29 protein-coding genes are annotated in these 26,342 nt (G+C 70.7%); 9 read left to right on the top strand and 20 right to left on the bottom strand.

The features are described from left to right. Nucleotides 1-258 precede the first annotated feature (258 nt). Both ACY34M_RS23445 and ACY34M_RS23440 read right to left on the bottom strand, forming a co-directional pair. The gene (locus tag ACY34M_RS23445; protein WP_462719997.1) at nt 259-831 is read right to left on the bottom strand and encodes a hemerythrin domain-containing protein; all 573 of its coding nucleotides are present in this window, start codon (nt 829-831) and stop codon (nt 259-261) included. A gap of 212 nt (nt 832-1,043) precedes the next feature. Then, nucleotides 1,044-1,214, bottom strand: coding sequence for a hydrophobic protein (locus tag ACY34M_RS23440; RefSeq protein ID WP_356384721.1), 171 nt, complete (start codon nt 1,212-1,214; stop codon nt 1,044-1,046). 73 nt (nt 1,215-1,287) lie between these two features. On the opposite strand from ACY34M_RS23440, the gene ACY34M_RS23435 reads away from it, so the two are divergent. Further along, the gene (locus tag ACY34M_RS23435; protein ID WP_462719996.1) at nt 1,288-2,220 is read left to right on the top strand and encodes a cation diffusion facilitator family transporter; all 933 of its coding nucleotides are present in this window, start codon (nt 1,288-1,290) and stop codon (nt 2,218-2,220) included. 11 nt (nt 2,221-2,231) lie between these two features. Here ACY34M_RS23435 and ACY34M_RS23430 read toward each other — a convergent pair whose 3' ends face one another. From ACY34M_RS23430 to ACY34M_RS23420, 3 genes are all read right to left on the bottom strand, one after another. After that, nucleotides 2,232-3,662 carry a VWA domain-containing protein gene (locus tag ACY34M_RS23430; RefSeq protein ID WP_462720202.1) on the bottom strand — a complete coding sequence of 477 codons (1,431 nt, stop codon included), beginning with the start codon at nt 3,660-3,662 and terminating at the stop codon, nt 2,232-2,234. Next, nucleotides 3,659-4,870 carry an AAA family ATPase gene (locus ACY34M_RS23425; RefSeq protein WP_462720201.1) on the bottom strand — a complete coding sequence of 404 codons (1,212 nt, stop codon included), beginning with the start codon at nt 4,868-4,870 and terminating at the stop codon, nt 3,659-3,661. The genes ACY34M_RS23430 and ACY34M_RS23425 overlap by 4 nt, the downstream gene beginning before the upstream one ends. Before the next feature lie 96 nt (nt 4,871-4,966). Further along, nucleotides 4,967-6,766, bottom strand: coding sequence for a thiamine pyrophosphate-requiring protein (locus ACY34M_RS23420; RefSeq protein ID WP_462719995.1), 1,800 nt, complete (start codon nt 6,764-6,766; stop codon nt 4,967-4,969). A gap of 136 nt (nt 6,767-6,902) precedes the next feature. On the opposite strand from ACY34M_RS23420, the gene ACY34M_RS23415 reads away from it, so the two are divergent. From ACY34M_RS23415 to ACY34M_RS23400, 4 genes are all read left to right on the top strand, one after another. Next, nucleotides 6,903-7,304, top strand: coding sequence for a VOC family protein (locus ACY34M_RS23415; protein WP_462719994.1), 402 nt, complete (start codon nt 6,903-6,905; stop codon nt 7,302-7,304). Between the two features lie 98 nt (nt 7,305-7,402). Beyond that, on the top strand, nt 7,403-7,561 hold the full coding sequence (locus tag ACY34M_RS23410) for a hypothetical protein (RefSeq protein WP_462719993.1): 159 nt from the start codon (nt 7,403-7,405) through the stop codon (nt 7,559-7,561). 66 nt (nt 7,562-7,627) lie between these two features. Continuing rightward, nucleotides 7,628-8,125, top strand: a complete 498-nt coding sequence (locus ACY34M_RS23405; protein ID WP_462719992.1) for a response regulator — start codon at nt 7,628-7,630, stop codon at nt 8,123-8,125. A 130-nt stretch (nt 8,126-8,255) separates the two neighbouring features. Further along, nucleotides 8,256-9,323: an ABC-2 transporter permease gene (locus ACY34M_RS23400; protein ID WP_462719991.1), complete on the top strand. Its 1,068-nt coding sequence runs from the start codon at nt 8,256-8,258 to the stop codon at nt 9,321-9,323. Nucleotides 9,324-9,404: 81 nt separating this feature from the next. On the opposite strand, the gene ACY34M_RS23395 is transcribed toward ACY34M_RS23400, so the two are convergent. Both ACY34M_RS23395 and ACY34M_RS23390 read right to left on the bottom strand, forming a co-directional pair. Next, nucleotides 9,405-10,031 (bottom strand): HdeD family acid-resistance protein, encoded by a 627-nt coding sequence (locus ACY34M_RS23395; RefSeq protein ID WP_462719990.1) that lies wholly within the window; start codon nt 10,029-10,031, stop codon nt 9,405-9,407. Between the two features lie 60 nt (nt 10,032-10,091). Then, nucleotides 10,092-12,614, bottom strand: coding sequence for an ATP-dependent Clp protease ATP-binding subunit (locus ACY34M_RS23390; protein ID WP_462719989.1), 2,523 nt, complete (start codon nt 12,612-12,614; stop codon nt 10,092-10,094). Nucleotides 12,615-12,708: 94 nt separating this feature from the next. Between ACY34M_RS23390 and ACY34M_RS23385 the strand changes: the two genes are divergently transcribed. After that, on the top strand, nt 12,709-13,086 hold the full coding sequence (locus ACY34M_RS23385) for a DUF488 domain-containing protein (RefSeq protein WP_462719988.1): 378 nt from the start codon (nt 12,709-12,711) through the stop codon (nt 13,084-13,086). Nucleotides 13,087-13,093: 7 nt separating this feature from the next. On the opposite strand, the gene ACY34M_RS23380 is transcribed toward ACY34M_RS23385, so the two are convergent. From ACY34M_RS23380 to ACY34M_RS23335, 10 genes are all read right to left on the bottom strand, one after another. Then, a complete protein-coding gene (locus tag ACY34M_RS23380; protein ID WP_462719987.1) occupies nt 13,094-13,453 on the bottom strand; it encodes a helix-turn-helix domain-containing protein in 360 nt (119 codons plus the stop codon). 61 nt (nt 13,454-13,514) lie between these two features. Continuing rightward, nucleotides 13,515-14,093: a dihydrofolate reductase family protein gene (locus tag ACY34M_RS23375; RefSeq protein WP_462719986.1), complete on the bottom strand. Its 579-nt coding sequence runs from the start codon at nt 14,091-14,093 to the stop codon at nt 13,515-13,517. Between the two features lie 26 nt (nt 14,094-14,119). Next, on the bottom strand, nt 14,120-14,470 hold the full coding sequence (locus ACY34M_RS23370; protein WP_356384685.1) for a luciferase domain-containing protein: 351 nt from the start codon (nt 14,468-14,470) through the stop codon (nt 14,120-14,122). Nucleotides 14,471-14,524: 54 nt separating this feature from the next. Continuing rightward, nucleotides 14,525-15,310, bottom strand: a complete 786-nt coding sequence (locus tag ACY34M_RS23365) for an SDR family oxidoreductase (protein WP_462719985.1) — start codon at nt 15,308-15,310, stop codon at nt 14,525-14,527. 1 nt (nt 15,311) lies between these two features. Next, a complete protein-coding gene (locus ACY34M_RS23360) occupies nt 15,312-16,532 on the bottom strand; it encodes an acyl-CoA dehydrogenase family protein (RefSeq protein WP_462719984.1) in 1,221 nt (406 codons plus the stop codon). Between the two features lie 33 nt (nt 16,533-16,565). Continuing rightward, nucleotides 16,566-17,195: an HAD family hydrolase gene (locus tag ACY34M_RS23355; RefSeq protein ID WP_462719983.1), complete on the bottom strand. Its 630-nt coding sequence runs from the start codon at nt 17,193-17,195 to the stop codon at nt 16,566-16,568. Next, complete coding sequence (locus ACY34M_RS23350) at nt 17,192-18,004, bottom strand: SDR family oxidoreductase (protein ID WP_462719982.1); 813 nt, start codon at nt 18,002-18,004, stop codon at nt 17,192-17,194. The genes ACY34M_RS23355 and ACY34M_RS23350 overlap by 4 nt, the downstream gene beginning before the upstream one ends. Nucleotides 18,005-18,116: 112 nt before the next feature. After that, nucleotides 18,117-19,625, bottom strand: a complete 1,509-nt coding sequence (locus ACY34M_RS23345; RefSeq protein ID WP_462719981.1) for an AMP-binding protein — start codon at nt 19,623-19,625, stop codon at nt 18,117-18,119. Between the two features lie 116 nt (nt 19,626-19,741). After that, entirely contained in the window at nt 19,742-20,545 is an 804-nt protein-coding gene (locus ACY34M_RS23340) for an enoyl-CoA hydratase-related protein (protein ID WP_462719980.1), read from the bottom strand. Next, nucleotides 20,542-21,936: an MFS transporter gene (locus ACY34M_RS23335; RefSeq protein ID WP_462719979.1), complete on the bottom strand. Its 1,395-nt coding sequence runs from the start codon at nt 21,934-21,936 to the stop codon at nt 20,542-20,544. The genes ACY34M_RS23340 and ACY34M_RS23335 overlap by 4 nt, the downstream gene beginning before the upstream one ends. A 160-nt stretch (nt 21,937-22,096) precedes the next feature. Here ACY34M_RS23335 and ACY34M_RS23330 point away from each other — a divergent pair, with 160 nt between their 5' ends. Both ACY34M_RS23330 and ACY34M_RS23325 read left to right on the top strand, forming a co-directional pair. Next, complete coding sequence (locus tag ACY34M_RS23330) at nt 22,097-23,038, top strand: alpha/beta fold hydrolase (RefSeq protein ID WP_462719978.1); 942 nt, start codon at nt 22,097-22,099, stop codon at nt 23,036-23,038. A gap of 81 nt (nt 23,039-23,119) precedes the next feature. Then, complete coding sequence (locus ACY34M_RS23325) at nt 23,120-23,788, top strand: TetR/AcrR family transcriptional regulator (RefSeq protein WP_462719977.1); 669 nt, start codon at nt 23,120-23,122, stop codon at nt 23,786-23,788. Here ACY34M_RS23325 and ACY34M_RS23320 read toward each other — a convergent pair. Then, nucleotides 23,746-24,348 (bottom strand): PadR family transcriptional regulator, encoded by a 603-nt coding sequence (locus ACY34M_RS23320; protein WP_462719976.1) that lies wholly within the window; start codon nt 24,346-24,348, stop codon nt 23,746-23,748. The genes ACY34M_RS23325 and ACY34M_RS23320 overlap by 43 nt on opposite strands. A 91-nt stretch (nt 24,349-24,439) precedes the next feature. Here ACY34M_RS23320 and ACY34M_RS23315 point away from each other — a divergent pair, with 91 nt between their 5' ends. Then, on the top strand, nt 24,440-24,844 hold the full coding sequence (locus tag ACY34M_RS23315; RefSeq protein WP_462719975.1) for a nuclear transport factor 2 family protein: 405 nt from the start codon (nt 24,440-24,442) through the stop codon (nt 24,842-24,844). Between the two features lie 19 nt (nt 24,845-24,863). Here ACY34M_RS23315 and ACY34M_RS23310 read toward each other — a convergent pair whose 3' ends face one another. Together ACY34M_RS23310 and ACY34M_RS23305 are read right to left on the bottom strand one after the other, a co-directional pair. Then, on the bottom strand, nt 24,864-25,286 hold the full coding sequence (locus ACY34M_RS23310) for a Zn-ribbon domain-containing OB-fold protein (protein WP_462719974.1): 423 nt from the start codon (nt 25,284-25,286) through the stop codon (nt 24,864-24,866). 240 nt (nt 25,287-25,526) lie between these two features. Beyond that, a complete protein-coding gene (locus ACY34M_RS23305; RefSeq protein WP_462719973.1) occupies nt 25,527-26,246 on the bottom strand; it encodes a TetR family transcriptional regulator in 720 nt (239 codons plus the stop codon). Between the last annotated feature and the right edge of the window lie 96 nt (nt 26,247-26,342).

Below are 26,342 nucleotides of genomic sequence, written 5' to 3'. Positions count from 1 at the left end.
CGGTCGGCGCCCGCGGAGTCCTCGGCGTGGCCATGCGTATACACCGGCCCGGCTCCTTTCCAGGGACGTACTGCTGGGGTGCGAGTAGCCGGATCGGCCGGCGTCAAACCGCGTATCGCCACCGCCGGTGCGGGAGTTGACGCAAGACGGTCCCGTCGACGGAGGACGCGGCGAGGCCGGCGCCGGTCGGGGCGCCGCCCGTAGCCGAGCGGCGCCCCGCCTCTTGCGCGTGCGCGGCCTCGCCGGACTTCTTGGCCGTCAGGTGTTGCCGGTCACCTTGCGGATGGCGTCCCGCGTCCGGTCGACGACCGCGGACACGGGGCCCGCGACGATGTTCTTCGTCGCGGTGTCCGTGCCGGGGTGCGGGCGGGTCGGCGCCACGGCCTCGGCCGCCTTCACGGCACGGCCCAGGGTCTCCAGCTTGGAGCGGTCGGCGACCTCGCCGAAGTGGGCGAACTCGTAGCGCTCCTCCGCGTCCGCGTGCGCGAGGACGTCCTGGCGCAGCGCGGCGAACCTGTCGAGGAACTCCGGCGAGTCCGGGTCCATGTCATCGAGCTTCGACAGGACCTTCTTCGCCTTCTCCTCCTCCTCGATCCTGTCCTTGACGACCTGTTCGCCGCCCTCGATGTTCTTGCGTGCGAAGGGGTGCACGACCTCTTCCTCCGCGGTCTCGTGCACTGCCAGCAGCCTCACCAGTTCGTGGAAGCACTCCTTGCGCTCCTCGCCCTTGGTGTTGGCCACCTCCTCGAACAGAGTGCGGATCCTGACGTGCTGTTGCAGCAGCAGCTGCACCACATCGTTGGGGTCCTTCGTGCCCTTGGTCTGGGGCATGTCGTGTCCTCTGGATTCTGTGTCTGGGGTGCGGAGCGAGCCGGGTACCCGGGGCTCAGGCCGGTACGCGCCGCCCATTCCATGCTGTCCGAATTCCGCCGGTGCCAGAAAATGACCAAGGCCGGGCCCTCGGCGACTGCCGAGGACCCGGCCTTATTGATCAGGACTTCCGCGGTTTCGCGCCCGGGTTTATCGGTACCGGGCGGGGTTACTCACCACCGGTACCAGCGTGACCTGGAACCGCTAGCCGTAGTACCGCGCATCACGAATCCGAGCAGCCACACCACGAGCACGGCGATCGCCACCCACCACAGCAGTTTCACGGCGAATCCCGCGCCGAAAAGAAGCAGCGCGAGTAACAGGACCAACAGAACAGGAATCACGGTGAATACCTCCTTGCAGCCCGAGTTCCCGAGAATTGCGCCCATATTCCGTCCAGTCGTTGCGAGTTGATGTATGGCAAAGGAATCCAAGAAAAACGATCAAAAGACCCGGCTCACCGTTCTGGTGGCACTCGGCGCCAATCTGCTGATCGCCGTCGCCAAGGCCGTGGGCGGTCTCATCTCCGCGTCGCCCGCGCTGCTTTCGGAGGCCGCGCACTCGGTGGCCGACAGCCTCAATGAGGTGTTCCTGCTGGCCGCGCTGCGCCGCAGCCGCCGGCCGCCGGACCGCAGGCACCCGTTCGGGTACGGCAAGGAGCGGTTCTTCTGGTCGTTGCTCGCCGCCGTCGGGATCTTCGTGATGGGCGGCTGCTTCTCCTTCTTCCAGGGGTTCGAGGCGCTGACGTCGGGCGGCGGTGAGGAGTCCCGCAGCGGGTACGTCGCCGGGCTCGTGGTCCTGGGCGTGGCGCTGCTCGCGGAGGGTGGTTCGCTGCTCCGTGCCGTGCACCAGGCCCGCGTGCAGCCCGGCGACGGGATCGGGGCGGACCCTGCCCTGCGCACGGTCCTCGCGGAGGACGGCACGGCCGTGGTCGGGGTCCTGCTCGCGGCGGGCGGCATGGTGCTGCACATGGTGACGGGCCGGGTCGAGTGGGAGGCGGGCGCGTCGTTCTGCATCGGTCTGCTGCTCGTGTTCGTGGCGTACCGGCTCGGCGCGAGCGCGCGCGGCCAGCTGATCGGCGAGGCCGTCACGCCCGAGCTGCACCGGGGCATCCGGGATCTCCTTGCCGCGCAGCCGGAGATCGATCATGTGGCGGAGCTGCACACGATGCGCCTGGGCATGGACTCGACGCTGGTCGCGGCGCGGATCGATCTGGCGCCGGGCATCGAGAGCGAACGCCTGGAGTTGGTCCTCGAACGCGTCAAGCGGTCCGTGCGGAACCGCTGGCCCGAGGCCGACCACGTGTTCCTGGACGTGGTGGACGCGCCGCAACCGGCGCGCGAGCGGTGACGTGCGGCGGCTCAGATCACCCGGAACAGATCGGCGGCGGTGTGCACGTCCATGAAGTCCTCCACCGAGCGGAGGTTGTCGCACAGTGCGTCCAGGACGGAGTCGGTCGCGGCGGCGCGCGGGGCGCCGACGGCCACACCGAAGAGACGGAAGCCCAGCCGCTGCTTGGCCGCGTTCCAGCCGCGCATCCATTCCTCGCCGACTCCGCAGTCGTCGTCGGTGAGCAGCACGATGTCGCCGCGGGCGCGGGCGGTGTCGGTGAACTCCCGTTCCAGGAGGTCGCGGGCGGCGCCCAGCGGGGCCTCGTAGCTGGTGCCGCCGCCGAGGAAGGTCTCCGCGAAGGCGAGTGTCGCGTCGAGCGACGCGGCCCGGTCCGCGGGGAACCGGTGGACCCGCACCTTGTCGGCGGCCGAGAACAGGATGCCGACGAAATCGCGACCGCCCGCACGCGCCTGGTCGAGCAGGGCGAGCGCGCACGCCTTCGCCCACGCCTCACGGGTGACGCCGCCGGGCCCCGCCTCGTACATGGAGTGCGAGGTGTCCACGCACGCGATGACGGCGCCGCGTCCGGTGGGCTGCTCGCCCCGGCTGTCGTAGAGCATCAGCTCGCGCGCGGCGTAGCGGGCGGCGAACACGGCGCGCAGTGCGGGCACGCCGAGTCCGGCGAGTTCGGAGGGGACGACGCGGGACAGGTCGTCGCCGAGGGTGACGCCGACGAGTTCGCCGGTGGCGTGCTCCACCTTGCGGGCGCGCTCGCCCTCGGCCATCTGCCGGAAGCGGCCGATGAGTTCGGCCCATTCGGCGAGGCGGCCGGTGCGCAGCCGTTCGGCGAGCCGGGCCCGCTCCGCGTACGGCATCCGTTCCAGTTCGCCGGGGCCGAGCCCCCAGGCCCGCATCAGGCTCATCTCCTGGCGCACGGCACGGGATGCCTTCGCGGCGGCGCTGCGGGCGGCGGCGCGGATGCCGGGGCTGCTGGGCGCGCCGGGTGTGCCTGGCGTGTTCGGGGTGTTGTCCGTCGGCGCATCGGCATCGCGCCCGTCGCGGCGCCGCGGTGTCTCGTCCGCCCGCTGGTCCTGCGGCTCACGCTCCAGCACGCTCCGCAGCGCGGGCCCCTGCGCGAGCAGTGCCATGGCGGCCGCGTACGGGTCGCCGACGGTGATCCGGCGCGTCTCCGCGAACTCCGGCGACTCCATGAGCGCGGCGACGAACTCGTGGTTGTCCAGCCGCGAGCGCGCCATCTCCGTACGCTCACGAATCCGCACCCGCGGCTTGTAGGCGGCCAGGAACACATCGGTGAGCAGATCCTGCGCACTCTCGGCGAGCGCACCCAGCTCCGCCGCCAACTCCCTTATACCCACGGCCTGTTCGTACGTGTCTTGCCACGCCATCCGGTCGAAATGGTCCGCTGCGACGCTCGCGTGGGCTTGCGTGGCCGGGTTCAGGGCCGCTCCCCCGCCGCACCCGCGTCGACGCCGAGCGCCTCGGTGAGGACGCGGGCACGGACGGCGCGCTGACGGCCGGTGACCCGGTCGATGGCGGCAGTGGAGCGTCCGGCGCCCGCCGCCTCCGCGCGCAGTTTCTCCAGGCGCTGGCCGGCGGTGGCGAGCTGGTGGTGCGCCTTCTTGATGACCCAGTCGCTCAGCGCCTCGCGGGACTGCCCCGCCATGGCGTCGAGCTGGGTCTCCAGCTCCTCGATGGTGTCGGCGAGGTCGAGCGCCTCCTTGGCGTCGGGGTTGACCAGGTGCAGCACCTCGCGCTCGACGGTGGGGCGCTGGGCGGGCGAGTCCCACAGCACGTGCGTGAGCACCGACAGGTCGGTCTGCGCGACCGCTGCGCGGCCGTCGAGGTACGCGGAGGCCTGGAGCAGGCCGACCGCCTGCCGCCAGCGCCGGTCGGAGGCGACCAGCTCCTTGCGGCGCAGGGCGGCCCGCAGCGTGCACACCGCGTCGACGATCGCGTCGGGGACGTCCACGGCGGGGACGGTCTCCGCCACGGCCCTTTGCAGTTCGGCGAGTTCGACCGTCGTCCGTGCCGGTGTCCCGGAGCGGCCGCCGACGGCGGAGCGGACGAGGGCGGCGAAGTTCGCGGGGTCCTCCAGGTATCCGACCTCGATCCGCACGAGGAGCCGGTCGTAGATCGCGGCGGAGTCCTCGCCCTCGGACAGTTCGTTGCTGGCCGTGATGGCGCCGATCAGCGGGCAGTGGATCGGCGCGCCGCCGTTCTCGGGATGGTAGATCCGCTCGTTGAGGTAGCCCAGCGTCTCGTTGAGGGCCGCGGTGGAGCACTTGAAGATCTCGTCGATGAACGCGATGTGCGCGGTCGTCGCCCGCCCGTCGTAGACCTGCCGGTACTCGCCGCGGGCCAGTGCCGCCACGTCGATGGGGCCGAACATGCGGGTCGGGGCGGTGAACTTGGAGAGCAGGATCTCCCAGTACGCCGCCCCCTCGATCCGGCCCGTGAGCTCGCGGGCCAGCTCGGACTTCGCGGTGCCGGGCGGGCCGAGCACCAGGGAGTGCTGCCCCGCGAGCAGCGCCGTCACCAGGGTCCGTACGACGTCGGCCCGTTCGTAGAAGCGCTCGGACAGCTCGTCGCAGATGGCGCGCAGCCGCTCGGCCGTGTCGTCCCGGCCGCCCGCGTCACCCCGTTCCACCGAGTCGTCCCGCTCCCCCAGCGCGTCCCGCGCGTCCACTGCCGCTCCCCCTGTCCACAAGGCCCCACCGATTTCCCGGTCGGACCCCAAAATACGTCAGTGGCCGCGCTTGCCGACGCCCGGCAGGAACTCCTGCACCTTCGCCTTGAGGCCCTGTTTGACCACGTCGGTGCTCTGCGGGTCGCCCTTGAGGATGGCCTCAGCCGTGGACTCCATCTGCTCCCACGTCGCGTGCGGCGGGATCGGCGGGACGGACGGGTCGGTGCGGAAGTCGACGACGGAGGGCCCGTCGGCGGCGAGCGCCGCGCTCCACGCCTCGGTGACGTCCTCGGGCTTCTCGACGCGGATCCCGGTGAGCCCCAACTGGCGCGCGAACGCAGCGTAGTCCACGTCGGGCAGCTCCTGCGAGGGCAGGAAGGACGGTGAGCCGCCCATGGCGCGCAGCTCCCAGGTCACCTGGTTGAGGTCCTGGTTGTTGAGGACGCCGACGACGAGCCGCTGATCGGTCCAGCGGTTCCGGTACTTGGCGGCGGTGATGAGTTCGGCGAGCCCGTTCATCTGCATCGCGCCGTCGCCGACGAGCGCGACGACGGGCCGGTCGGGGTGCGCGTACTTGGCACCGATCGCGTACGGGACGCCGCAGCCCATGGTGGCGAGCGTGCCGGAGAGGGAGCCCCGCATGGTGCCGCGCATGGTGATGTGTCGGGCGTACCAGTTGGCGGCGGAGCCGGAGTCGGAGGTGAGGATGGTGTCGTCCGGGAGCAGCGGGTCGAGGGCGCGGACGACGTGCTCGGGGTTGATGGGGTCGGCGCTCAGCTCGGCGCGGCGCTCCATGACGTCGTGCCAGCGGCGGATGCTCGCGCACGTCTCGTCGTACCAGTCGCGGGCCTCGTTGCGGTGCAGCAGCGGCAGCAGGCGGCGCAGCGTGGCGCGGGCGTCGCCGACGAGGTTCACCTCGTACGGGTAGCGCATGCCGATCATGTGCGGGTCGATGTCGATCTGGACGCCGCGCGCCTTGCCGTACTCGGGCAGGAACTGCGAGTAGGGGAAGCTGGAGCCGATGGTGAGCAGGGTGTCGCAGTCGCGCATCAGCTCGTAGGAGGGGCGGGTGCCGAGGAGCCCCGACGCGCCGGTGACGTACGGGAGTTCGTCGGAGAGCACGTCCTTGCCGAGCAGTGCCTTGGCCACGCCGGCGCCGAGGAGTTCGGCGACCTCGCACACCTCGTCCCTCGCTCCTGCCGCGCCCTGCCCGACCAGGATCGCCACCTTGTCCCCCGCGTTGAGCACCTCGGCGGCCCGCTCGACGGCCTCCTGCGCGGGTTCGGCCGTCCACGAGCTGCGGTCGAGGCTGGACGGCACCATCTTGAAGGCGTGCGGCGGCGCGGTGTGGTCGAGTTCCTGCACGTCACCGGGGATGATCACGGCGGTGGGGGCGCGGCGGGCGGTCGCGGTGCGGATGGCCCGGTCGAGGACGTTGGGCAGCTGCTCGGGGACGTTGACGGTCTCGACGAAGTCGGAGGCGACGTCCTTGTACAGCGTGTGCAGGTCGACTTCCTGCTGGTAGCTGCCGCCCATGGCGCTGCGGGCGGTCTGCCCGACGATGGCGACGACCGGCACGTGGTCGAGCTTGGCGTCGTACAGGCCGTTCAGGAGGTGGATCGCTCCCGGCCCCGAGGTGGCGACGCAGACGCCGACGCGGCCGCTGAACTTCGCGTAGCCGACCGCTTCGAAGGCGGCCATCTCCTCGTGCCGGGCCTGGACGAACTCGGGCCGGTTGTCGGCGCGGCCCCAGGCGGCGAGCAGTCCGTTGATGCCGTCGCCGGGGTAGCCGAAGACCTGTTCCACGCCCCAGGCGCGCAGTCGGTCGAGTACGTGGTCGGCGACCTTGATGCTCATGCCGGGACCTTTCGGTTCGGGGACGGCTGCCGCGGTCCGGGTGACCCGCCCACGGGCACGGAAACCCGGTTGGCGGCGGCGTCGCGGGGTACTCGGTGGGGCGACGCGCGCCAGGGGGTGCGCCGGAGGAGGAGTTATGAGTCTGGTGCGGGCAGGGGTTCTGGTCCTGGACTGCACGGAGCCGGAGGAACTCGCCGAGTTCTACCGGACGTTGCTGGACGGCGAGATCCAGACGTCTCCCGGCAGCAACCGCATCGAGGTCGTCGGCGAACAGGGCCTACGGATGGCCTTCCGCCGCGACCTGAACGCTGCTCCGCCCAGCTGGCCGCGCCCCGACGACTCGCAGCAGGCCCATCTCGACCTCCTCGTGGACCAGGGGGACCTGGACGAGGTGGAGCGCCTGCTCATCGACCTGGGCGCCCGTCCGTTGGAGACCCGTGGCGCCCGCGGCCCGAACGAGACGCGGCTGTACTCCGACCCCGCCGGACACCCGTTCGCGACGCACTGCGCGCGGCATCCGTTGCCGAAGACCGGCTGAGCGGGCCACGGGAGAGCTCTGCGCACCGCGTCTACAAAACCGTCTACTGATGAACTCGACTGTTTTCCGTAGGAATTCGGTCGGAAAGGTATCCGATCATGAACACGAAGGAGCGCGCTCCGCACCCGGCAGAGACCAAGCGCGAGGTCAAGGGCGGGATCCGCACCTGCCGCCCCGCGCGCGGCGACGGGCGTGACCCCTCGGGCAGTGTCAACGACCGCGACACGGAGTGGAATCTGGTGCGCGGAGAGGACTGAGCGAGGCCTTCCCTCCGGTTGATACGGGCATATGCTGTCGGTGCCGACGAGGGGAGGCACCAGGCGATGCCCACCGTTGTTCGACCAAGAATCCTCGTCGTCGACGACCGCGACGACACCCTGTTCGCGATGGAGAGTGCGCTCGCCCCGCTGGGCTACCCCGTGGACCGGGCCAGGACCGGGGACGAGGCCCTCAAGGCCGTGCTGCGCGGCGGCATCGGCCTGGTGCTGCTCGACGCGCTGATGCCCGACGTCAGCGGCTTCGAGGTCGCCCACTACATGACGCGCCTGGAGCAGACGCAGGACATCCCGATCATGATCGTCACCGGCGCGGGCCAGGACACCACGCTCGCCTCCAAGGCCTTCGAACTGGGCGTCGCCGACTATGTGGTGAAGCCGGTCGAGCCCTGGGTGATGCGGACGAAGGTCCGCTATCTGTACGAGACGAGCCTACGCATGCAGGCTCTGCGCGAGCGCCTTCGAGCGTATGAGAACGGTGGCGACGACAAGCCCGCGCCACCGGCGCACGCCGTCCAGGACCATCCCCTGTCACGCCCCGCCTGACCTGCTCTTTCAGTACTGGGTGGCCATGGTCACACCGGCGCGAGGACTTTCGGCCCGAAACTCGGTTGTAGAGTACAACTGCACCACGAGTTGTAAAAGCCAACCGATTCGTTCCGTGGAGGTCCTGCCCATGAGCGGCACGCGCGAGCCCGCGCTGCGCCACGTCCTGACGCATCTGCTCACCCCGCTCCTGATGTGCGTCGGCATGGGCCTCGCCTATCTCGGCGCCTTCGCCTCGCCCGAGCCGCACCACATGCCGATCGCCGTCGTCGGCTCCGGGCCCGAGGCGAAGGTCTTCGCGCAGACCGTGAAGGACAAGGCGGGCGACGCGCTCGACGTCCGCACGCTCGACTCCCGCTCGGCCGCCGTCGACCGGCTGAAGACGCGGGACATCGACGGCGCCTACGTCCTCGGCGACGGGAAGCCCGAGCTGATCGTGGCCTCCGCCGGGTCCGACACCACCGTCTCCGCCGTCGAGAAGATCTTCACGCCCGTCGCCGCCCAGCAGGGCGCGCCGCTGAAGGTGACGGACGTGGCTCCGACGGTCGACGACGATCCGACGGGCCAGGGACTGTTCTTCCTCCTCGTCGCGGTCAGCATCGGCTCGTACGCCTCGGTCGCGGTGATCGGCGGCGCGGGCGGGGTGCTGCGGATGCGCACCCGCGCGCTGCTGGTCGTCGGCGCGTCCGGTGTGGTCAGCCTGATCGGGGCGGCGTTCGCGGGCCCGGTCTTCCATCTCGCGCACAGCCACCTGTGGGGCCTGTGGGGCATGACGTGGCTGTACTCGGCGGGCGTGCTGCTGATCGGCGTAGGACTGCACACGTTCCTGAAGAAGTGGACGACGCTCGGCGTCATGGTGCTGTTCGTGATGCTGAACTTCACCAGTTCCGGCGGGATCTTCCGGCCCGAGCTGCAGAACGGCTTCTTCGCGAGCCTGCACGGCTTCTGGAACGGCGCCGGATACGTCGAGGGGGCCCGCAACCTCCTGTACTTCGGCGGGCACGATCTGGCGCGCAATCTCTGGACGCTCGCGGCCTGGCTGCTCGTGGGCGCGGCCATGATCGCGGTCGCGGGCCTCGCCGAGCGCCGCCGCAGGGCTCCCGGGATCGAGGAGCCGGCCCCAGCGCACATGCACAAGCGGGAGGTCGTGCGCGACCAGGAGCAGGAAGAGGAGATGGAGGAGGCCGTGGGCGTCTGACCCCGCCCACTCCCCCATCCGCGTACGGCGAGGGCCCCGCTGCATCCAGCGGGGCCCTCGCCGTATGCGCAGCGCTGTCGGTCACACCCCGGCGGGGATGTCCTTCGCCCGCTTGCGGACGGCGAACGACGTGCCGATTTCCACGAAGCCGACCACGATCAGCCAGATGCCGGTGACCAGCGTGAGGACCGCCAGGGTCTCGAACGGCGACACGATCAGCACGATGCCGGCGAGCGCGGTGACGACGCCGAGGAAGACCTGCCAGCCGCGGGCGGGCATGGCCGGGTCGGAGGCCGCGGCGACGGTCTGCGTGATGCCGCGGAACAGCCAGCCGATGCCGATCCACAGGGCGAGCAGCAGCGTCGACTCCATCGCCCCGCGGAAACAGAACAGGCCGAGCAGCACCGACAGGGCGCCGCTGATGAAGCCGATGACGCGCATCCCGGCCGTCGCGTGCGTGCCGAACGCGGCGACGAGCTGGAAGATGCCGCTCACCAGCAGGTACACGCCGAACAGGACGCCCGCCACGCGCAGCGATACGCCCGGCCAGATCAGCACGAGCAGGCCGAGGATGACCGAGGCGGCGCCCATGAGCAGCACGGCCTGCCAGGCGGACTGCGCGAGCCTGCCGAGCGGGCCCTGTCCTGGCCGGGGTTCGCCGCCGGCCGTCCGGTGGGGAGTCTGCGGGTCGTACGGTGCTTGGGTCATGCTCGACTGTCCCTACGGGAGACCCGGCGCCGCCATCGCGCGTGGGCCGAACGGATGACGTCAGGCGCTGTCGCCCGCCGCCTCGGCCTTGTGCCGCACGGAGCACACCAGCGCGTCGTTCTGCACGTCCGCGACGATCGTGTCGCCCTTGTCGGCCTCGCCGCTGAGCATCAGTGACGCGAGCCGGTTGTCGAGTTCGCTCTGGATGGTGCGGCGCAGCGGGCGCGCCCCGAACTCCGGCTGGTGCCCGTGCGCGACGAGCAGCTTCTTCGCCGCGTCCGTGACCTCCAGGGTGAGTCCCTGGGCGTGGACGCGGCGCTTGCTGTTGTCGAGGAGGTGGTCGACGATCTCGCCGAGGTCGTCCTGGGTGAGGCCGTGGAACAGGATGATGTCGTCGATACGGTTGAGGAACTCCGGCAGGAACCGGCCGCGCAGGTCCTCCATCAACGAGTCCTTGATCTCGGAGACGTCGCCGTGGTGGGCGAGGATCCGCTGCGCCCCGATGTTCGACGTCATGATGACGACGCAGTTGCGGAAGTCGACGGTCCGGCCCTGCGAGTCGGTGAGCCGGCCGTCGTCGAGAACTTGGAGCAGCGTGTTGAAGACGTCGGGGTGGGCCTTCTCGACCTCGTCGAAGAGCAGCACGCTGTACGGCTGGCGGCGGACCTTCTCGGTGAGCTGTCCTGCCTCGTCGTGGCCCACGTATCCGGGCGGCGCGCCGACGAGCCGGGAGACCGTGTGCTTCTCCTGGAACTCGCTCATGTCGAAGCGGACCATACGGTTCTCGTCGCCGAACAGCAGTTCCGCGAGCGCCTTGGCGAGCTCGGTCTTGCCGACGCCGGTCGGGCCGAGGAAGAGGAAGGAGCCGACGGGCCGGTTCGGGTCGCCCATGCCCGCGCGATTGCGGCGCACGGCCTCCGAGACGGCCGTCACCGCCTCCTCCTGGCCGACGACCCGGTCGTGCAGCGCGTCCTCCAGCTTGAGCAGCTTCTCCTTCTCGGTGGCGGTGAGCTGCGAGACGGGGATGCCGGTGCGGCGCGAGACGACGTCGGCGATGTCGGACGCCGTCACCTCGACGACGCCCTCGCGGCGCTCCTCGATCCCGGCGAGCTCGCCCTCCGCGTCGCTGATCTGCTTCTTCAGCTCCGAGGCCTTCTCGAAGTCCTCTCCGGCGACGGCCTGGTCCTTCTCGCGGCGCAGCTTGGCGATCCGGTCCTCGCGGCTGACGACCTCGGTGGAGCGTCCGGTGCTGCGCAGCCGGACCCGGGCGCCGGCCTGGTCCATGATGTCGATGGCCTTGTCGGGCAGGAACCGGTCGCTGATGTAGCGGTCGGACAGCTCCGCCGCCGCGGCCAGCGCGCCGTCCCCGAAGCGGACCTGGTGGTGCGCCTCGTAGGCGTCGCGCAGCCCCTCCAGGATCTGCACGGTCTCCTCGACGCTGGGCTCGGGGATGGTCACCGGCTGGAAGCGGCGCTCCAGGGCCGGGTCCTTCTCCACGTACTTGCGGTACTCGTCGATGGTGGTGGCGCCGACGACGTGCAATTCGCCGCGGGCCAGCGCCGGCTTGAGCATGTTGCCCGCGTCCATGGACCCCTCGCCGGTGGCGCCCGCGCCGACGACGGTGTGCAGCTCGTCGATGAACAGGATGACGTCGCCGCCCGCGTTCTGGACGTCCTCGATGACCTTCTTCAGGCGCTCCTCGAACTGGCCGCGATACTGCGCCCCGGCCACCATCCCGGACAGGTCGAGGGCGACGACCCGCTTGTCCTTGAGGGTGTCGGGCACCTCCCCCGCGACGACGCGCTGCGCGAGGCCCTCGACGATGGCGGTCTTGCCGACGCCGGGCTCGCCGATCAGCACGGGGTTGTTCTTGGAGCGCCGGGAGAGGATCTCCACGGTCTGCTCGATCTCCTCGGCCCTGCCGACCACCGGGTCGAGCTTGCCCGCCTTGGCCTCCTCAGTGAGGTCGCGGCCGAACTCGTCGAGGGTGGGTGTGTCGCTGCCGGCGCCACTCGCGGCGCCGGACGTGGCCGGCACCCCGTCCGCGCGGGCCGCGGTGTCGGCGGCGCCGCGCGTCCGGTCGACGTCCACGCCCCGGGCGCGCAGCAGCCGTGCGGCGCCCGCGTCCGGGTCGTCGAGGAGGGCGCCCAGGATGTGCTCGGGCCCGATGTACGAGACCCCGGCGGCTTGGGAGCGGGCGTGGGCCGCGGCGAGGGTGCGCTTGGCGGCCGGGGTGAGTCCCGGTTCGGAGGACGGTTCGCCGCTCTCCCCCGGCAGGACCCTCTCGATGGTGGCGGCGAGCGCGTCGGGGTCGGCGCCGGACTGCGCGAGCAGCGTGCGCGCCGGGTCGACCTGGGTTGCCGCCCAGAGCAAATGCTCGGTGTCGAGGTCCGAACTGCCGTCCTCGGCGGCCTTGTTGGTGGCCCGTCCGATCAGCTCGCGCGCCGAGTCCGTCAGCAGCCGCCCGATGGGCACCCGCTGCACCTGCGGCGGCGCGGAGCCCGGCGACATGCCGAAGAAGCGGTTGATCAGCTCTCCGAAGGGGTCGGGCGAACCGAAGGGGGTTCCGAAGGACATCGACATGGCGGGATCTCCCGGTGGACGTCACGGCAACACCCATCACTCAAGCAACACCTCGCCCACTACGCAAAGCGGGGGAAAGCAGCACAATGGGGCCATGACCGCAAATCATGGCTCAGACCGCTTCGCCGTCCGCCGGGTCTACGATCCGCCCGCCCCGGCCGACGGCACGCGCCTGCTGGTCGACCGGCTCTGGCCGCGCGGGGTGTCGAAGGAGCGCGCCGACGTCGACGAGTGGCTCAAGGAGATCGCGCCGTCGAAGGAGCTGCGCTCCTGGTACCACGAGGACAAGGCGGACCGGTACGACGCGTTCGCCGAGCGCTACGCGGCGGAGCTGGCCGAACCGGAGCGCGCGGATCTCGTGGACCGGGTGCGCGAGCTGGCGACGCACGGCCGGGTGACGCTCGTGACGTCGGTGAAGGACATCGAGCGCAGCCATGTCCCGGTGCTGCTGCGCCACCTCGAAGAGGGCTGAGCCCCGCTCAGGCGGCGAGGCAGACGGTGCCCTGCGCGCCCTGACCGGACGCCGTCACGCTGCTCGTGGAGACCAGCCGCACCGGCCGCACCACCGCCGCCAACTCCCGCTGCGCCAGGGCGAGTACGTCGAAGAGCCCGAGACCGAGCGCCCCGGCCACCGCGGCGAGCATCTCCGACGAGGCCTCCTTGCGCCCGCGCTCGACCTCCGACAGGTAGGGCATCGAGATCCCGGCGACGTCCGCGACGTCCTGCAGCGTCCGCCCCTGGGCCCGCCTGCGCCGCCGCAGCACACCGCCCACGACGTCGCGCCACAGGGGCTCCTGGACCTGCGGGGGACGGGGGCGGCGGCTCTCCTGGATGCTCATCGGCCCACCATAGGGGCGCGCGTGGCGGTCGCGCCCCGCACTTCGCCCACGGCGATATCGCTCAGCTCCGGTCCCGCTCGTGGCGCAGCAGCACGACGCCGTTGCCGAACGTATGGGTCTCTTCAAGGCGCAGCGGGCGCTCGGCGAAGGTCTCGCCGCGGTGGAACATGGGGGTGCCGGCGCCGATCAGGACCGGGTGGACGTAGACCCGGAACTCGTCCACGAGATCGTGCTCCAGGAAGGTCCGCGCGAGGTTCGCCCCGTCGATGACCAGATCGCCGCCGGGCTGTTCCTTGAGAGCGCGGATCGCCTCGGGGGCCACCTCGTTCATGACGGTGGTGTGCCACTCGCCCGGCCCCGGTGGGAGGGTCCGGGAGAACACGATCTTCGGCATCTCGCGCCACAGGCCCGCGAATTCGACGGTGACGGGCGAGGCCTCGGGGTCCTTGTCGGCCATGGGCCAGTAGCCGGCCATCAGCTCGTGCGTGACGCGTCCGCTGAGGAAGCCGCCGAAGGTCCGGCACAGGTCGTTCATGTGCTGGTGCAGTTCGTCGTCGATCCGGTGCCAGCCGATGTCCCGGTCGGGGCTCTGCATGAAGCCGTCCAGGGACATGCCCATCATAAAAACGATCTTGCGCATTGCGGGTCGCCTCTCGCCGTCGGCCGTCAACCGCGCTCCCAGTCGCACGGAGGTGAGGGGCAAGCGTGCGCGTCGTGTTCCTTCAGGGCCACGCTCACCAGACTCAGCAACAGCTGCACATCCGTGTCGCACTCCAGGAGCACGGTAATCCAGGAGGCTCCCGGTTGCACGCGGATGGCGCTGTTGTGTCGGAGCTGGGGCAGCAGTCGCTGCACGGCCGACGACGTCAGGTACAGATCGGCGCAGTCGTCGGCGTGGAAGTGCACGAGATCGTGGCCCGCCGCGCGAAAGGCGTGCCCAACCGAGCACCGGGGCGGGCCACTTACCAGGTTCGGCCATGTTCCGAGCTCGGTCATGGCGCGCTGGGCCGCGGTCATGCCTCCATCCTCGCGCACGCTTCACCTGGAGGACCACCCCCATCCACCGGGCGGTTACAGCGGGCCCGAGCCGACGAGTTGGCCGCCGTCGACGACGAGGGTCTCGCCGGTGATCCAGCGGGCGCCGTCCCCGGCGAGGAAGGCGACGGCCTCGCCGATGTCGTCGGGTTCGCCGATCCGGCCGAGCGGCGTGGCGCCCGCGACCGCGTCCTCGTTGTCCTGCCAGAGCGCTTCGGCGAGGCGGGTGCGCACGACGCCGGGCGCGATGGCGTTGACGCGTACCTTCGGGCCGAGTTCCAGGGCGAGGTGCTTGGTGAGGTGGATGAGGGCGGCCTTCGAGACGTGGTAGATCCCGACGTCCTTGGCGACCGAAAGCCCGCCGATGGAGGCCGTGTTGACGACCGCGCCGCCGTGCTCGCCCATCCACGCCTTCACCGCGAGCGACGTCCACAGGATCGGCGCCCACAGGTTGACGTCCATGGTCTTGGCGAAGCGGGCGTGGTCCTGGTCGACGATCGGCCCGTACGCCGGGTTCGTACCGGCGTTGTTGACGAGGATGTCGAGGCGGCCGTAGGTCGCCACGACGTGGTCGACGCAGGCGCGCGCCGCGTCCTCGTCGGTGGCGTGCGCCCCGACCCCCTCGACGCCGTCGCCGAGCTCGCGCGCCGCCGCTCGGGCGCGCTCCTCGTCGCGGGAGGTGACGACGACGCGGGCGCCGCGGTCGCGCAGGGCGCCGGCGGCCGCGAGGCCGATGCCCCGCGACGCGCCGGTGACGAGCGCGACCCGCCCTTCCAGGGATGCCTCCGGGGAGTTCCCGGGAGAGGTCGCTGGAGGGGTCACGTCACTTCTCACCCCGCTCCTTCTGGCGGCGGCGCAGCTCGCGCCGGGCGATGGTCCGCTTGTGCACCTCGTCGGGGCCGTCGGCCAGGCGCAGCGTGCGCAGGTGCGCGTACATGCTGGCGAGCGGGAAGTCGTCGGAGACGCCGCCGCCGCCGTGCACCTGGATGGCGCGGTCGACGACCTTGAGGGCGACGTTCGGCGCGGCGACCTTGATCGCGGCGATCTCGGTGCGGGCTTCCTTGTTGCCGACGGTGTCCATCAGGTAGGCGGCCTTGAGGGTGAGCAGGCGCGCCATGTCGATCTCGATGCGGGCCTCGGCGATCCAGTCCTGGATGTTGCCGCGGTCGGCGACCGGGGAGCCGAAGGTCGTCCGGGACTGGGCGCGGTCGATCATCAGGTCGAGGGCGCGCTCGGCCATGCCGATGGAGCGCATGCAGTGGTGGATGCGGCCGGGGCCGAGCCGGGCCTGGCTGATCATGAACCCGTCGCCCTCGCCGGAGAGCAGGGCGGTGGCCGGGACCCGTACGTTCTCGAAGAGCACCTCGGCGTGGCCCTCGCGGTCCTGGTAGCCGAAGACGGGCAGTCCGCGCACGATCGTGACGCCGGGGGTGTCGATCGGTACGACCATCATCGACTGCTGGCGGAAGGCGGGCCCGTCGGGGTCCGTCTTGCCCATGACGATGAGGACCTTGCAGTTCGGGTGCAGGGCGTTGGACGTCCACCACTTGCGGCCGTTGAGCACGTAGTCGTCGCCGTCGCGCTCCATCCGCATCTGGATGTTGCTGGCGTCGGAGCTGGCCACGGCGGGCTCGGTCATGGCGAACGCGGAGGCGATCTCACCGTTGAGGAGCGGCTTGAGCCACTTCTCCTTGTGCTCCTCGGTGCCGAAGAGGGTGAGCACCTCCATGTTGCCGGTGTCGGGCGCGTTGCAGTTCGTGGCCTCGGGGGCCAGGCCCGCGCTGCGGCCCATGATCTCGGCGAGCGGCGCGTACTCGAGGTTGGTGAGTCCGGGGCCCCACTCGGGGTGCGGGTGGAAGAGGTTCCACAGTCCACGCTTCTTCGCCTCGGTCTTCAGCTCCTCGATGACCGGCGGGTGGAAGTGCGGGTCGCCGGACTCGGCCATCTGCGCGGCGTAGACCTGCTCGGCGGGGTAGATGTGCTCGTCCATGAAGGCGAGCAGCTTCTCCTGGTATTCCTTGCCCCTGGCGGTCTGTTCGTACACGGGTCGGTTCCTCCCAAGTCTTGTCTTACGGTGTCACACGCGGCCCGACACACCCAGCAGGCGGTCGAGTTCGGCGGCGGTCGTGGCGGCGTCGCGGTGCACGACCCCGGCGATGCCGATGCGGGCCGCGGACGTGATGTTCTGTTCCAGGTCGTCGACCATGACGGTCTGTTCGGGGGCGACGCCGAGGCGTTCGCAGGCGATGGCGTAGGCGCGCCGCGAGGGTTTGCGGACGCCGATCTCGCCGGAGATGGTGACGGCGTCGAACAGGGCGGGCAGGTCGAAGCCCGCGTAGCAGTCGTCGCCGAGGGAGTTGGAGAGCAGGCCGACGCGGTGTCCTTCGGCGCGCAGCTTCGCGACGAGGGCGACCATGTCCGGGTCGGGGCGCAGCCCGGCCTGCATGCGGGTGACGAGTCCGGGCGCCTCGACGTCGGCGCCGTGGGCGCGCAGCCGCGCGGCGAAGCCCTCCTCGAACGCGGACTGCCCGATGAGCCCCTTCTCGTGCTCGACGAGCAGGGCGCTGCTCTCCTTGTCGTGCGTCAGCAGCCGCAGCAACAGGCCGGGCTCGCCCGTGAGTTCGCGCCCCAGGTCCTCGAAGGCGTCGACGAGGCTCGTGGTGAGCACGCCGCCGAAGTCGAAGAGGACGGCGTCGCGGGCGGTCATCGCACGGACTTCTGGTAGCGGCGCATGCCGCGCAGCCACCGGTCGTAATCGCTCCCCTTGTGGCGGTAGAAGTCGAGCACCTGCGGGTGCGGCAGCACGAGGAAGCGCTCGTCGCCGACGGCCGCGACCACCTCGTCGGCGACGTCGAGCGGCTTGAGCAGGTTCCCGGCGTCGAGGACGGCGCGGGCTGCGGCCTGCTCGGTGGGGTCGGAGGAGCGGGTGCCCGCCATGAGCAGTTCGGTGTCGACGCCCTGCGGGCACAGGCAGCTGACGCGCACGCCCTGGTCCCCGTACGTGACCGAGAGCCATTCGGCGAAGGCGACGGCGGCGTGCTTGCTGACGGAGTACGTGGCCGAGCCGATCTGCGTGAGCAGGCCCGCGGCCGATGCGGTGGAGAAGAAGTAGCCCTCGCCGCGCTCCGCCCAGCCGGGCACGAGGAGCTTCGCGGCGCGCACATGCGCCCTCACGTTGATGTCGAGCGCGCGGTCCCACTCCTCCTCGCTCGCCTCGAGTCCGGCGCCGCCGCCGATCCCGGCGTTGGCGAAATACAGGTCGACGGGCCCGAAGCTCTCCTGCGCCACCGCGACGAGGCCGCGCAGGTGCTGGGTGTCCCCCGCGTCCCCGGCCCGGCCGGCGACGCGCTCCCCGTGGGTCTCGGCGAGCCGCTCGACCGTGGCGTCGAGGCGGGTGGCATCGAGGTCGGTGAGCAGCACACCGCGGGCGCCGGCCTCCAGGAGGCGCTGGGCGACGGCGGCGCCGATGCCGCCCGCGGCTCCGGTCACGATCGCGACCCTGTCGTTGATCAACATCCCGCTGTCCGCTCCTTCGCTTCCCTACGTCCCACCCGGTGCGTGGCACTCACCGTACTTGAATCCGACGTCAAGTTCTAGAGATTCCTGAGCGGCGGGGAGGTCGCGCAGGTCACACCCGTCCGCCGGTGACGACGGCCGGGTCGATGGCACGCTTGAGGATCTTTCCGGTGGCCCCCTTCGGCAACGTGTCGACCACGGCCAGCAGATGGGGCACCTTGTAGGCGGAGAGCCGCTCCTTGGCCCAGGCCCGCAACTCCTGTACGTCGAGCGTGGCGCCGGGGCGCAGGGCGACGACGGCCGCGACCTCCTCGCCGTAGTGCGGGTCGGGCACTCCGATGACGGCGGCCTCGACGATGTCGGGGTGCTCGTACAGCACCTCCTCGACCTCGCGCGGGTAGACGTTGTATCCGCCGCGGATGACGAGGTCCTTCTTGCGGTCGACGATCCGCAGATCGCCCTCGGCGTCGAGGGAGCCGAGGTCTCCGGTGCGCAGCCAGCCGTCGGCGTCGAGGGTCTCCCCGGTCGCGTCGGGCCGGTTCCAGTACCCCTTCATCACGACGGGCCCCTTGATGTGCACCTCCCCCACCTCGCCGGGCGGCAGTTCTTCGCCCTCCTCGTCACGCACGGAGACCGCGCAGCCCGGCAGCGCGCGCCCCACAGTGCCCGGACTCGCCGGTTCGCCCGCGAGATGGCAGGTCGCGGCGCCGGTGGTCTCGGTGAGGCCGTACCCCTCGACGATCGTGCACCCGAACCGCTCCTCGAAGGCCCGCATGACCTCGACCGGCAGGGACGCCCCGCCGGAGGAGGCGAGGCGCAGCCCCGCGAAGTCGGCCTGCCCGCCGTCGCCGGTCTCGCGCAGCAGCGCGTTCCACATGGTCGGCACGCCGGCGATGAAGGTGGGCCGGTCGCGCCGGATGAGCGTCACCATGACTTGGGGGTCGAACCGTTCGAGCAGGGTGAGCGAGCCGCCCGCGTGCATCGTGGTGCCCATGACGCAGGCCTGCCCGAACACGTGGAACAGCGGCAGCCCGGTGACGGCCCGGTCGTCGGCCCCGATGGCGTGGATGTCACAGAAGATCGCGGCACACGATTCGAGGTTCCCGTGGGTGAGCTGTGCGCCCTTGGGACGGCCCGTGGTGCCCGAGGTGTAGAGCAGGGCGGCGGTGTCGTGGGGATCGACGGGGTGCGGATCGGGCGTGGCGGATGCGGGCGCGATCCCGGCGAGTCCTTCGCTCAACTCCACGAACGCCACGCCCAGTTCCTCGGCCGTGCTCCGGGCCACCGGGGCGAGCGCGGTCCACGCCAGCACGAGCCGCACGCCCGCGTCCCGCCCCATGTACGTCAACTCGCGCTCGGTCGCCATGGTGTTGGCCGTGACCGCGACGGCACCCGAGGCAAGGACCCCGTAGTACGCCATGGCGAACTCCGGCACGGACGGCGCGACGAGCAGCACCCGGTCACCGGGGCGGACGCCGCACGAGCCCAGCAACTCCCGTACGGCAGCGGCACGCTCACGCACCTGCCCGTACGTCCAGGCGCCCTCCGCCGAACCGCGCAACGCGATCCGGTCCGGGGCGGTGGAGGCGTGAGTCCAGACGGGCGCGGAGGCATTGGGCATGCGGGACCTTTCGTATGCAGTACGGCGGGCGAAATCAAGCCCGCCTTTCGAACGAGAGCCCGCGGGGTCCGGGGCAGAGCCCCGCGACCGCACACCGGGGTGACCGCAACGAACACTCAGGCCGACCCGAGCGGCCGGAACTTCGGCTCCCGCCCCTCCAGATAACTGGTCACACCCTCCGCCGCGTCGGGCCGCCCGAACGACTCCTCCATGAGCGCCTCCGCCTGCCGCGCCGCCGTCTCGAAGTCCGTGTCGAACGCCGCGCCGAGCTGCTGCTTCATCACGCTCATCGACGTCGGCGAACACCAGGTCGCCAGCTCCGTGGCGTAGGCGACGGCCTCGTCGAGCAACTGCTCCCGCTCCACGACCCGGTTCACGAGCCCCATCTCGTACGCCTCCGTGCCGCGCACGACCCGCCCCGAGAACAGCAGGTCCGCCGCGCGTGCGGGCCCGACGAGCCGGGGCAGCAGCCATGCGACCCCGTACTCGGCGATCAGCCCGCGACGCGCGAACGACGTGGTGAACTTGGCGTCCGGTGTGCTGAACCGGATGTCGAAGTACAGCGCCTCCACGAAGCCGAGACCCGCCGCCGCACCATTGATCGCGCCGATCAGCGGCTTGCGCAGACTGAGCGGGAACCAGCGGGGCCGCTCCCGCTTCGGCCGTTCCTCGGTCGCGGCGTCGGCGGAGCCGATCCGTTGCAGCTCCGCCATGTCGGCGCCCGCGCAGAACCCGCGGCCCGCTCCGGTGACGACGACCGCACGTACCTCGGGGTCGGCCTCGGCCTCGTCGAGGAGTTCGAAGTAGCGGTCCTCCAGCTCGTTGGTCCAGGCGTTGAGCCGGTCGGGGCGGTTGAGCGTCACGACGGTCACGGCGCCGCGCCGCTCGGCGTACGCCAGGTCCTGGTCGGTCGTCGTCACGGTCGCGCTCCTTCCACGGCGCCGGGCACCGCTGTCGGGTCCTCGCGCACCTCGCGCGGGTTGGTCTCGCGCAGCACCCAGGCGCTGCCGAAGGTGAGCAGGCCCATCACCGCGACGAACACGGACACCCAGGTGGTGCCGCCGGTGCCGCCGATGATCGCGGTCATGATGAGCGGGGTGCCGCCGCTGATGGTGAGGGCGGCGATCTGGTAGGCGAGCGAGGCACCGGAGTAGCGCACGCGCGGCTCGAAGAGTTCACCGATGTAGGCGGCGAGCGGCCCGTACGTGAGGGACTGACCGAAGCCGCCGATCAGGACGGCGACGCCGAGCCACAGCAGCGAACCGGTGTTGACCAGCCAGAAGTAGGGGAACGCCCAGAGCACGATGATGGCCGCGCCGACGAGCACGGCGGGCCGCCGTCCGACCCGGTCGGACAGCCATCCCGCCCACAGCACGAACACGGCGCCGACCGCGGTCACCGGGAGGGCCACCAGGAGGATGGAGTCCTTGTCGAGGCCGAGGTGCTCGGCGGCGTAGCTGATGACACCCGCGATGCTGATGTAGAAGAGGCAGTTGGTGCCGGCGAGGAGTCCGGCCGCGAGCAGCACGGTGCGCCACTTGGTGCGGAGCACCTCGACGACGGGCGCCCGCGCCACCTTCTCCTTCTCGCTCTTCGCGGCGGCCTGCTCGGCCATGGCCCGGAACTCGGGCGAGTCCTCGACCTTGTTCTGCACGTACATCACGACGGGCAGCAGCACCGCGCTCACCAGGAACGGGATGCGCCAGCCCCAGCTCATGAACGCCTCGTCCGAGGTGACGGCGCTCGCGAGGAGGAAGACACCGTTGCCGAGGAACACGCCGAGCGAGACACCCATCTGTCCGAAGGTGCCCGCGTATCCCTTGCGTTTGGGTGAGGCGGACTCGGTGAGCAGGAGCGCGATGCCGCCCCACTGGGCGCCGCAGGCGAGTCCCTGGACGAAGCGGAGCAGCACGAGGAGCACGGGCGCCGCCGCGCCCATGACCCCGGCGCCCGGCAGGCAGCCGATGAGGAACGTACAGGCGCCCATCAGGGCCATGGACAGGACGACCATCGCCTTGCGGCCGTGCCGGTCGCCGAGGTGTCCCGCGACGACGCCGCCGATCGGCCGGGCGACGAAGCCCGCCCAGAACGTGCTGAACGACAGCAGGGTGCCGGTCAGCGCCGAGGACTCGGGGAAGAACACTGCGGGGAAGACCAGCGCGGCGGCCGTCCCGTAGAGAAAGAAGTCGTACCACTCGATGGAACTTCCGATGAGACCCGCGGCAAGCAGCTTGCCCGAGGCGCGCGCCGGAGGTGTCTCGGCGGCTGCCTGCTCGGAGCCTTTTCGGGGCTGTGCGGTGGGCGGATTCACGTGCGGTGCTCCTCCGTCGTCCGAACATGTCACGACCGCTGCGGCCCTGCGGCCGACCCCTGTATATTTGAACCCAACGTCAACTTCAATACCTTGAACACGCCCTTGAACAGGGACTGTTCCAGTTGTTACCCGAAGCCGACATCGAGGAGTTGCCCCAGTGAATGCCCCCGCGGCCGTGACCGAGTGGAACCGCGTGACCTCACGGCAGGTCGACGTGAACGGGATCTCGCTGCGTGTCTTCGAGCACGGACCGGCCGATGCGGACAAGCCGCTGGTGGTGCTCTGCCACGGCTTTCCCGAGCTGGCGTTCTCCTGGCGCCACCAGGTGCTCGCGCTCGGTGCGGCCGGGTACCGGGTGCTCGCCCCGGACATGCGCGGGTTCGGTGGGAGTTCCCGGCCCACGGACCCGGACGCGTACGACACGCTGACCGTCTGCGCCGATCTCGTCGGGCTGCTCGACGCCGTGGGCGCGGACGACGCGGTGTTCGTGGGGCACGACTGGGGTGCGCAGGTGGTGTGGCAGCTGGCCCTGGCACACCCGGAGCGGGTGCGGGGCGTGGTGGGGATGAGCGTGCCGGTGGCCCCGCGCTCCCCCGTGGCGCCGATGCCGGTGATGCGCCGGCGGCTCGGCGACGCGTTCTACATGGTGTGGTTCCAGGAGCCGGGTGTCGCCGACCACGCCCTCGCGCAGAACGTGCGCAGGACGCTGGTGACGCGGGAGATCTGGTCGGCCGAGTGGGCCGAGCGCCCGGACGAGAAGTTCCCGCCGCCGTCCTGGCTGAGCGAGGAGGAACTCGCCTACTACGTGGAGGAGTTCGAGCGGACCGGGTTCACGGGCGGACTGAACTACTACCGGAACATGGACCGCACCTGGGAGCTGACGGAGCACCTGGCCGGGCGCACCATCGACTGCCCCTCGCTTTTCGTCACCGGATCGGCGGACCCGGTGGGCCGGTTCATGCCCGCCGACCGGCTGGAGGAGGTGCTCACCGATCTGCGCGGGCGTGTCGTGCTCGACGGCGCGGGACACTGGATCCAGCAGGAACGGGCCGGTGCGGTCAGCGCCGCTCTTCTGGAGTTTCTCGCAGGTGTCGGCTGATACGATCCGCAGCCACCGGTGGGTGCACACCCCGTGACGGGTGCGCGTCCACCAGGGGAAGCACGAACGAAGGGACCCGCGTTGGCTGCCCAGGCCCCGGCCGCAGACGGCGGCCAGAAGCAACCCATCACACCGCGCAGCGCCCGCGGCGTCCGCACGCGCAACGCGCTGGTGACCGCCGCGCGCGAGGTGTTCGAGCGCGACGGGTATCTCGACGCCCGCATCACGGACATCTCCAAGGCCGCACACGTCGCGTCCGGCTCGTTCTACACGTACTTCAACAGCAAGGAAGAGATCTTCCAGGCGCTGGTGGCGCAGGTGCAGGAGGAGATGCTGCACCCGCATCTGCGCGAGCGCACCGGCATCACCGACCCGCGCGAGATGATCGACGCCTCGAACCGCGAATATCTGCGCGCCTACAAGAAGAACGCGCGGCTCATGGCTCTCTTCGAGCAGGTCGCGCAGGTGGACGAGACGTTCAAGCAGCTGCGCATCGAGCGGGGCAACGCGTTCGCGCGCCGGAACGCCAAGCTGATCCGCTCCCTCCAGGACGCCGGCGCGGCCGACCCCGCCCTTGACCCCCTGGTGACGGCGCACGCGCTGTCCGTCATGGTGAGCCGCATGGCGTACCTGGTGTTCGTCCTCGGCCAGCGGATCCCGTACGAGAAGCTGGTGACGACGCTCAACAAGATCTGGGAGAACGGGCTTCAGCTCAGGGAGCCGGAGGCCTCCGGGGAGTCCGGGGCCTGAGCCGCGCGGGCGGCGCGGCGCTCCAGGATCTCCAGGACGCGCCGCCCCCAGCGCAGGTTCTCCTCCTCGAAGGAGATGCCGCGCAGCAGCGTCAGATACGGTCCGACGCGCTCCCCGTCGGCGAGGAAGTCCGCCTCGTCGAGTGCGCCCAGCAGATGCCGCCGCACCCGCTCGTAGCGGGCGAGCTTTCCGCGCGCCCAGTCCAGGCGCTCCTCGATGTGCGCGCGCACGGCGTCGACCTCTCCGACGTCGACCGCCTGCACCTTCACCATCAGTTCGTCGCGCAGCGCCAGCGGTTTGGGCTGACGCCGCGTGAACGCCGCCAGGTCGGCGCGGCCCGCCTCGGACAGCGTGAACATCCGCTTGTTCGGCCTGCGTTCCTGCGGCACGAGCCGCGCATCGATCAGTCCGTCGGCGGCCAGCCGGTCCAGCTCGCGGTAGAGCTGCTGGGGTGTCGCCGCCCAGAAGTTCGACACCGACACGTCGAAGATCTTCGCCAGGTCGTATCCGGAGGCCTCGCCCTCCAACAACGCGGACAGGACGGCGTACTTGAGCGACATGTGGACACCATACAGCGATGCGATTACTGTCGCTCACACCTATTCAACTTGTTGCCTATGAGTCTGTGGGCGAGGAACCGAGGTGGCACCCATGCATCCCTTCCGCACAGCCGTGGAGAAGGGCGATCTCGACGCGGTCGAGGTCATGCTGGCCGAGAACGTGGTCTTCACCAGCCCAGTCGTGTTCAAGCCGTATCCGGGCAAGGCGATCACCGCGGCGATCCTGCGCGGCGTGACCCGCGTCTTCGAGGACTTCCGCTACGTCCGCGAGTTCGACGGCGCGAACGGGCGGGAGCACGCCCTCGTCTTCGAGGCGCGGGTCGGCGAGCGGACGATCACCGGCTGCGACTTCCTGCACTTCGACGAGGACGGACTCATCGACGACTTCATGGTGATGGTGCGTCCGCTCTCCGCCGCGCAGGCGCTGGCCGAGGCGATGGGCGCGCAGTTCGACCGGATCGCCGAGGAGGCCGCGCGGGCCTCGCAGGGCGCATAGGAGCGCCTGCGTCCGGGGGTCAGCGCAGGTCGCGCTCGACGGTGAGGTCGTCCTCCAGCTCGAAGAGGACCTCTCCGGAGTCGGCGGCCGCGTTGGCCACGGGGCGCACGGCGGCGCCGAGCCACACCATGTGCGGGGCGGTGCCCACGATCCGGCAGGGCACGACGAAGTCCTCGGGGAAGCGGACGAGCGCCTCGTTGCGCGCGACTCCGGTGCCGCGGTGGACGACGCGGGACTGGACCACGACGCCGGGACCCGCACTGTGCTCGGTCTTCAGCTCGCTCGACGCGCAGACCGGACACAGCAGCCGCCGGAACGACGGGGTGCGGCACCAACGGCAGCGCTGAAACGGGAATCCGGCCTCGGCCGTCGCGGGATCCGCGGCGCCCTTGACGCCCCGCGGCGCCATGACGCCGATGTCGCTCGTGAACGCCCCTGACATCACTGACATCCTTCGGCCTCCCGCACTCGCCCGGTGCGCGCCGGGCGGCAGTGCCGCGGCGCCCTTTCACCGTATGACACTCAGTGCCAGCCGAACAAGACACTGAGTACCATCAAGTTGCTTCAGGCGCCGATCTGGTCGCTTTCTACGCCGTATTCATTGCTTCAGGCGGCGTTCTCATTGCGCCAGGTGGCGTTCCCCTAGCGTCAGGCGGCGTTCCCCTTGAGCCAGAGGGCGGGCTCAGTCGTCCCGCAGCGCCGACTCCACCCGCTGGATGACCCGCCACATCGGGGCCCCCTTGGTCGCCACCATCACGACGACGTCCTCCTGTTGAGGCTCGGGCGCCACCGCACCGGCACTCCCCTCCCCCCACGTCCCGCGCACGAGGCGCAGCGCGCGGTCCACCGCCTCCTCGGCGTCCCCCTCGCCGCCCGAACGCAGCCAGGAGCGCAGTCCGTTGTTGTGCGCGGCGACCACGGAGGCGGCCACCACCTCGGCACGCAGCGCACCGTCGGCGGCATCGGCCCAGCGTCGGCGCAGATACCCGGCGAGCGTGCGCTCGTAGCGCCGCACGACCGACAGCTCGTACGTCCGAAGGCCCGGCACCTCACGGGTCAACCGGTAGCGCTGCACGGAGAATTCGGGGTTCGCGGCGTACATGCGCAGCACCAGGCTCGCGGCGTCGCACACCATGTCGACGGCGTCGCTCTCGTCGCTCGCGGCCTCAAGGAAGGCGGTCATGTCGGCGAGGCAGCTCTCGTGGTCCGGGAAGACCGCGTCCTCCTTGGACGGGAAGTACCGGAAGAACGACCGGCGGCCCACCCCGGCCCGCGCCACGATGTCGTCCACGGTCGTCCGCTCGAAACCGCGCTCCAGGAACAGCTCGAACGCCGCCTCGGCCAGCACCTCCCGCATGGGTGCCTTCTTCTGTGTCCCGTTGACCTCGCGCGCCTCGCTCATGGCGGGAACGTAGCACCGGACCGGCAACTTTGGCACTACGTACCTTTACAGAGGGAACTGAGTGCCATAGGTTGGCGGCGAGTATGGCGAGTATGC

The organism is Streptomyces sp. EDA2-14 (assembly GCF_054963755.1).
Note: the sequence above shows the minus strand (reverse complement) of the source record. Positions and strands in the feature narration are given on the sequence as shown.

Coding starts and splice junctions, on each gene's coding strand:
- ACY34M_RS23445 (WP_462719997.1), bottom strand. CDS start 831: ATGCCCCAGACCAAGGGCACGAAGGACCCCAACGATGTGGTGCAGCTG.
- ACY34M_RS23435 (WP_462719996.1), top strand. CDS start 1,288: ATGGCAAAGGAATCCAAGAAAAACGATCAAAAGACCCGGCTCACCGTT.
- ACY34M_RS23420 (WP_462719995.1), bottom strand. CDS start 6,766: ATGAGCATCAAGGTCGCCGACCACGTACTCGACCGACTGCGCGCCTGG.
- ACY34M_RS23415 (WP_462719994.1), top strand. CDS start 6,903: ATGAGTCTGGTGCGGGCAGGGGTTCTGGTCCTGGACTGCACGGAGCCG.
- ACY34M_RS23410 (WP_462719993.1), top strand. CDS start 7,403: ATGAACACGAAGGAGCGCGCTCCGCACCCGGCAGAGACCAAGCGCGAG.
- ACY34M_RS23405 (WP_462719992.1), top strand. CDS start 7,628: ATGCCCACCGTTGTTCGACCAAGAATCCTCGTCGTCGACGACCGCGAC.
- ACY34M_RS23400 (WP_462719991.1), top strand. CDS start 8,256: ATGAGCGGCACGCGCGAGCCCGCGCTGCGCCACGTCCTGACGCATCTG.
- ACY34M_RS23395 (WP_462719990.1), bottom strand. CDS start 10,031: ATGACCCAAGCACCGTACGACCCGCAGACTCCCCACCGGACGGCCGGC.
- ACY34M_RS23390 (WP_462719989.1), bottom strand. CDS start 12,614: ATGTCGATGTCCTTCGGAACCCCCTTCGGTTCGCCCGACCCCTTCGGA.
- ACY34M_RS23385 (WP_462719988.1), top strand. CDS start 12,709: ATGACCGCAAATCATGGCTCAGACCGCTTCGCCGTCCGCCGGGTCTAC.
- ACY34M_RS23380 (WP_462719987.1), bottom strand. CDS start 13,453: ATGAGCATCCAGGAGAGCCGCCGCCCCCGTCCCCCGCAGGTCCAGGAG.
- ACY34M_RS23375 (WP_462719986.1), bottom strand. CDS start 14,093: ATGCGCAAGATCGTTTTTATGATGGGCATGTCCCTGGACGGCTTCATG.
- ACY34M_RS23370 (WP_356384685.1), bottom strand. CDS start 14,470: ATGACCGCGGCCCAGCGCGCCATGACCGAGCTCGGAACATGGCCGAAC.
- ACY34M_RS23355 (WP_462719983.1), bottom strand. CDS start 17,195: ATGACCGCCCGCGACGCCGTCCTCTTCGACTTCGGCGGCGTGCTCACC.
- ACY34M_RS23350 (WP_462719982.1), bottom strand. CDS start 18,004: ATGTTGATCAACGACAGGGTCGCGATCGTGACCGGAGCCGCGGGCGGC.
- ACY34M_RS23345 (WP_462719981.1), bottom strand. CDS start 19,625: ATGCCCAATGCCTCCGCGCCCGTCTGGACTCACGCCTCCACCGCCCCG.
- ACY34M_RS23320 (WP_462719976.1), bottom strand. CDS start 24,348: ATGTCGCTCAAGTACGCCGTCCTGTCCGCGTTGTTGGAGGGCGAGGCC.
- ACY34M_RS23315 (WP_462719975.1), top strand. CDS start 24,440: ATGCATCCCTTCCGCACAGCCGTGGAGAAGGGCGATCTCGACGCGGTC.
- ACY34M_RS23310 (WP_462719974.1), bottom strand. CDS start 25,286: ATGTCAGGGGCGTTCACGAGCGACATCGGCGTCATGGCGCCGCGGGGC.
- ACY34M_RS23305 (WP_462719973.1), bottom strand. CDS start 26,246: ATGAGCGAGGCGCGCGAGGTCAACGGGACACAGAAGAAGGCACCCATG.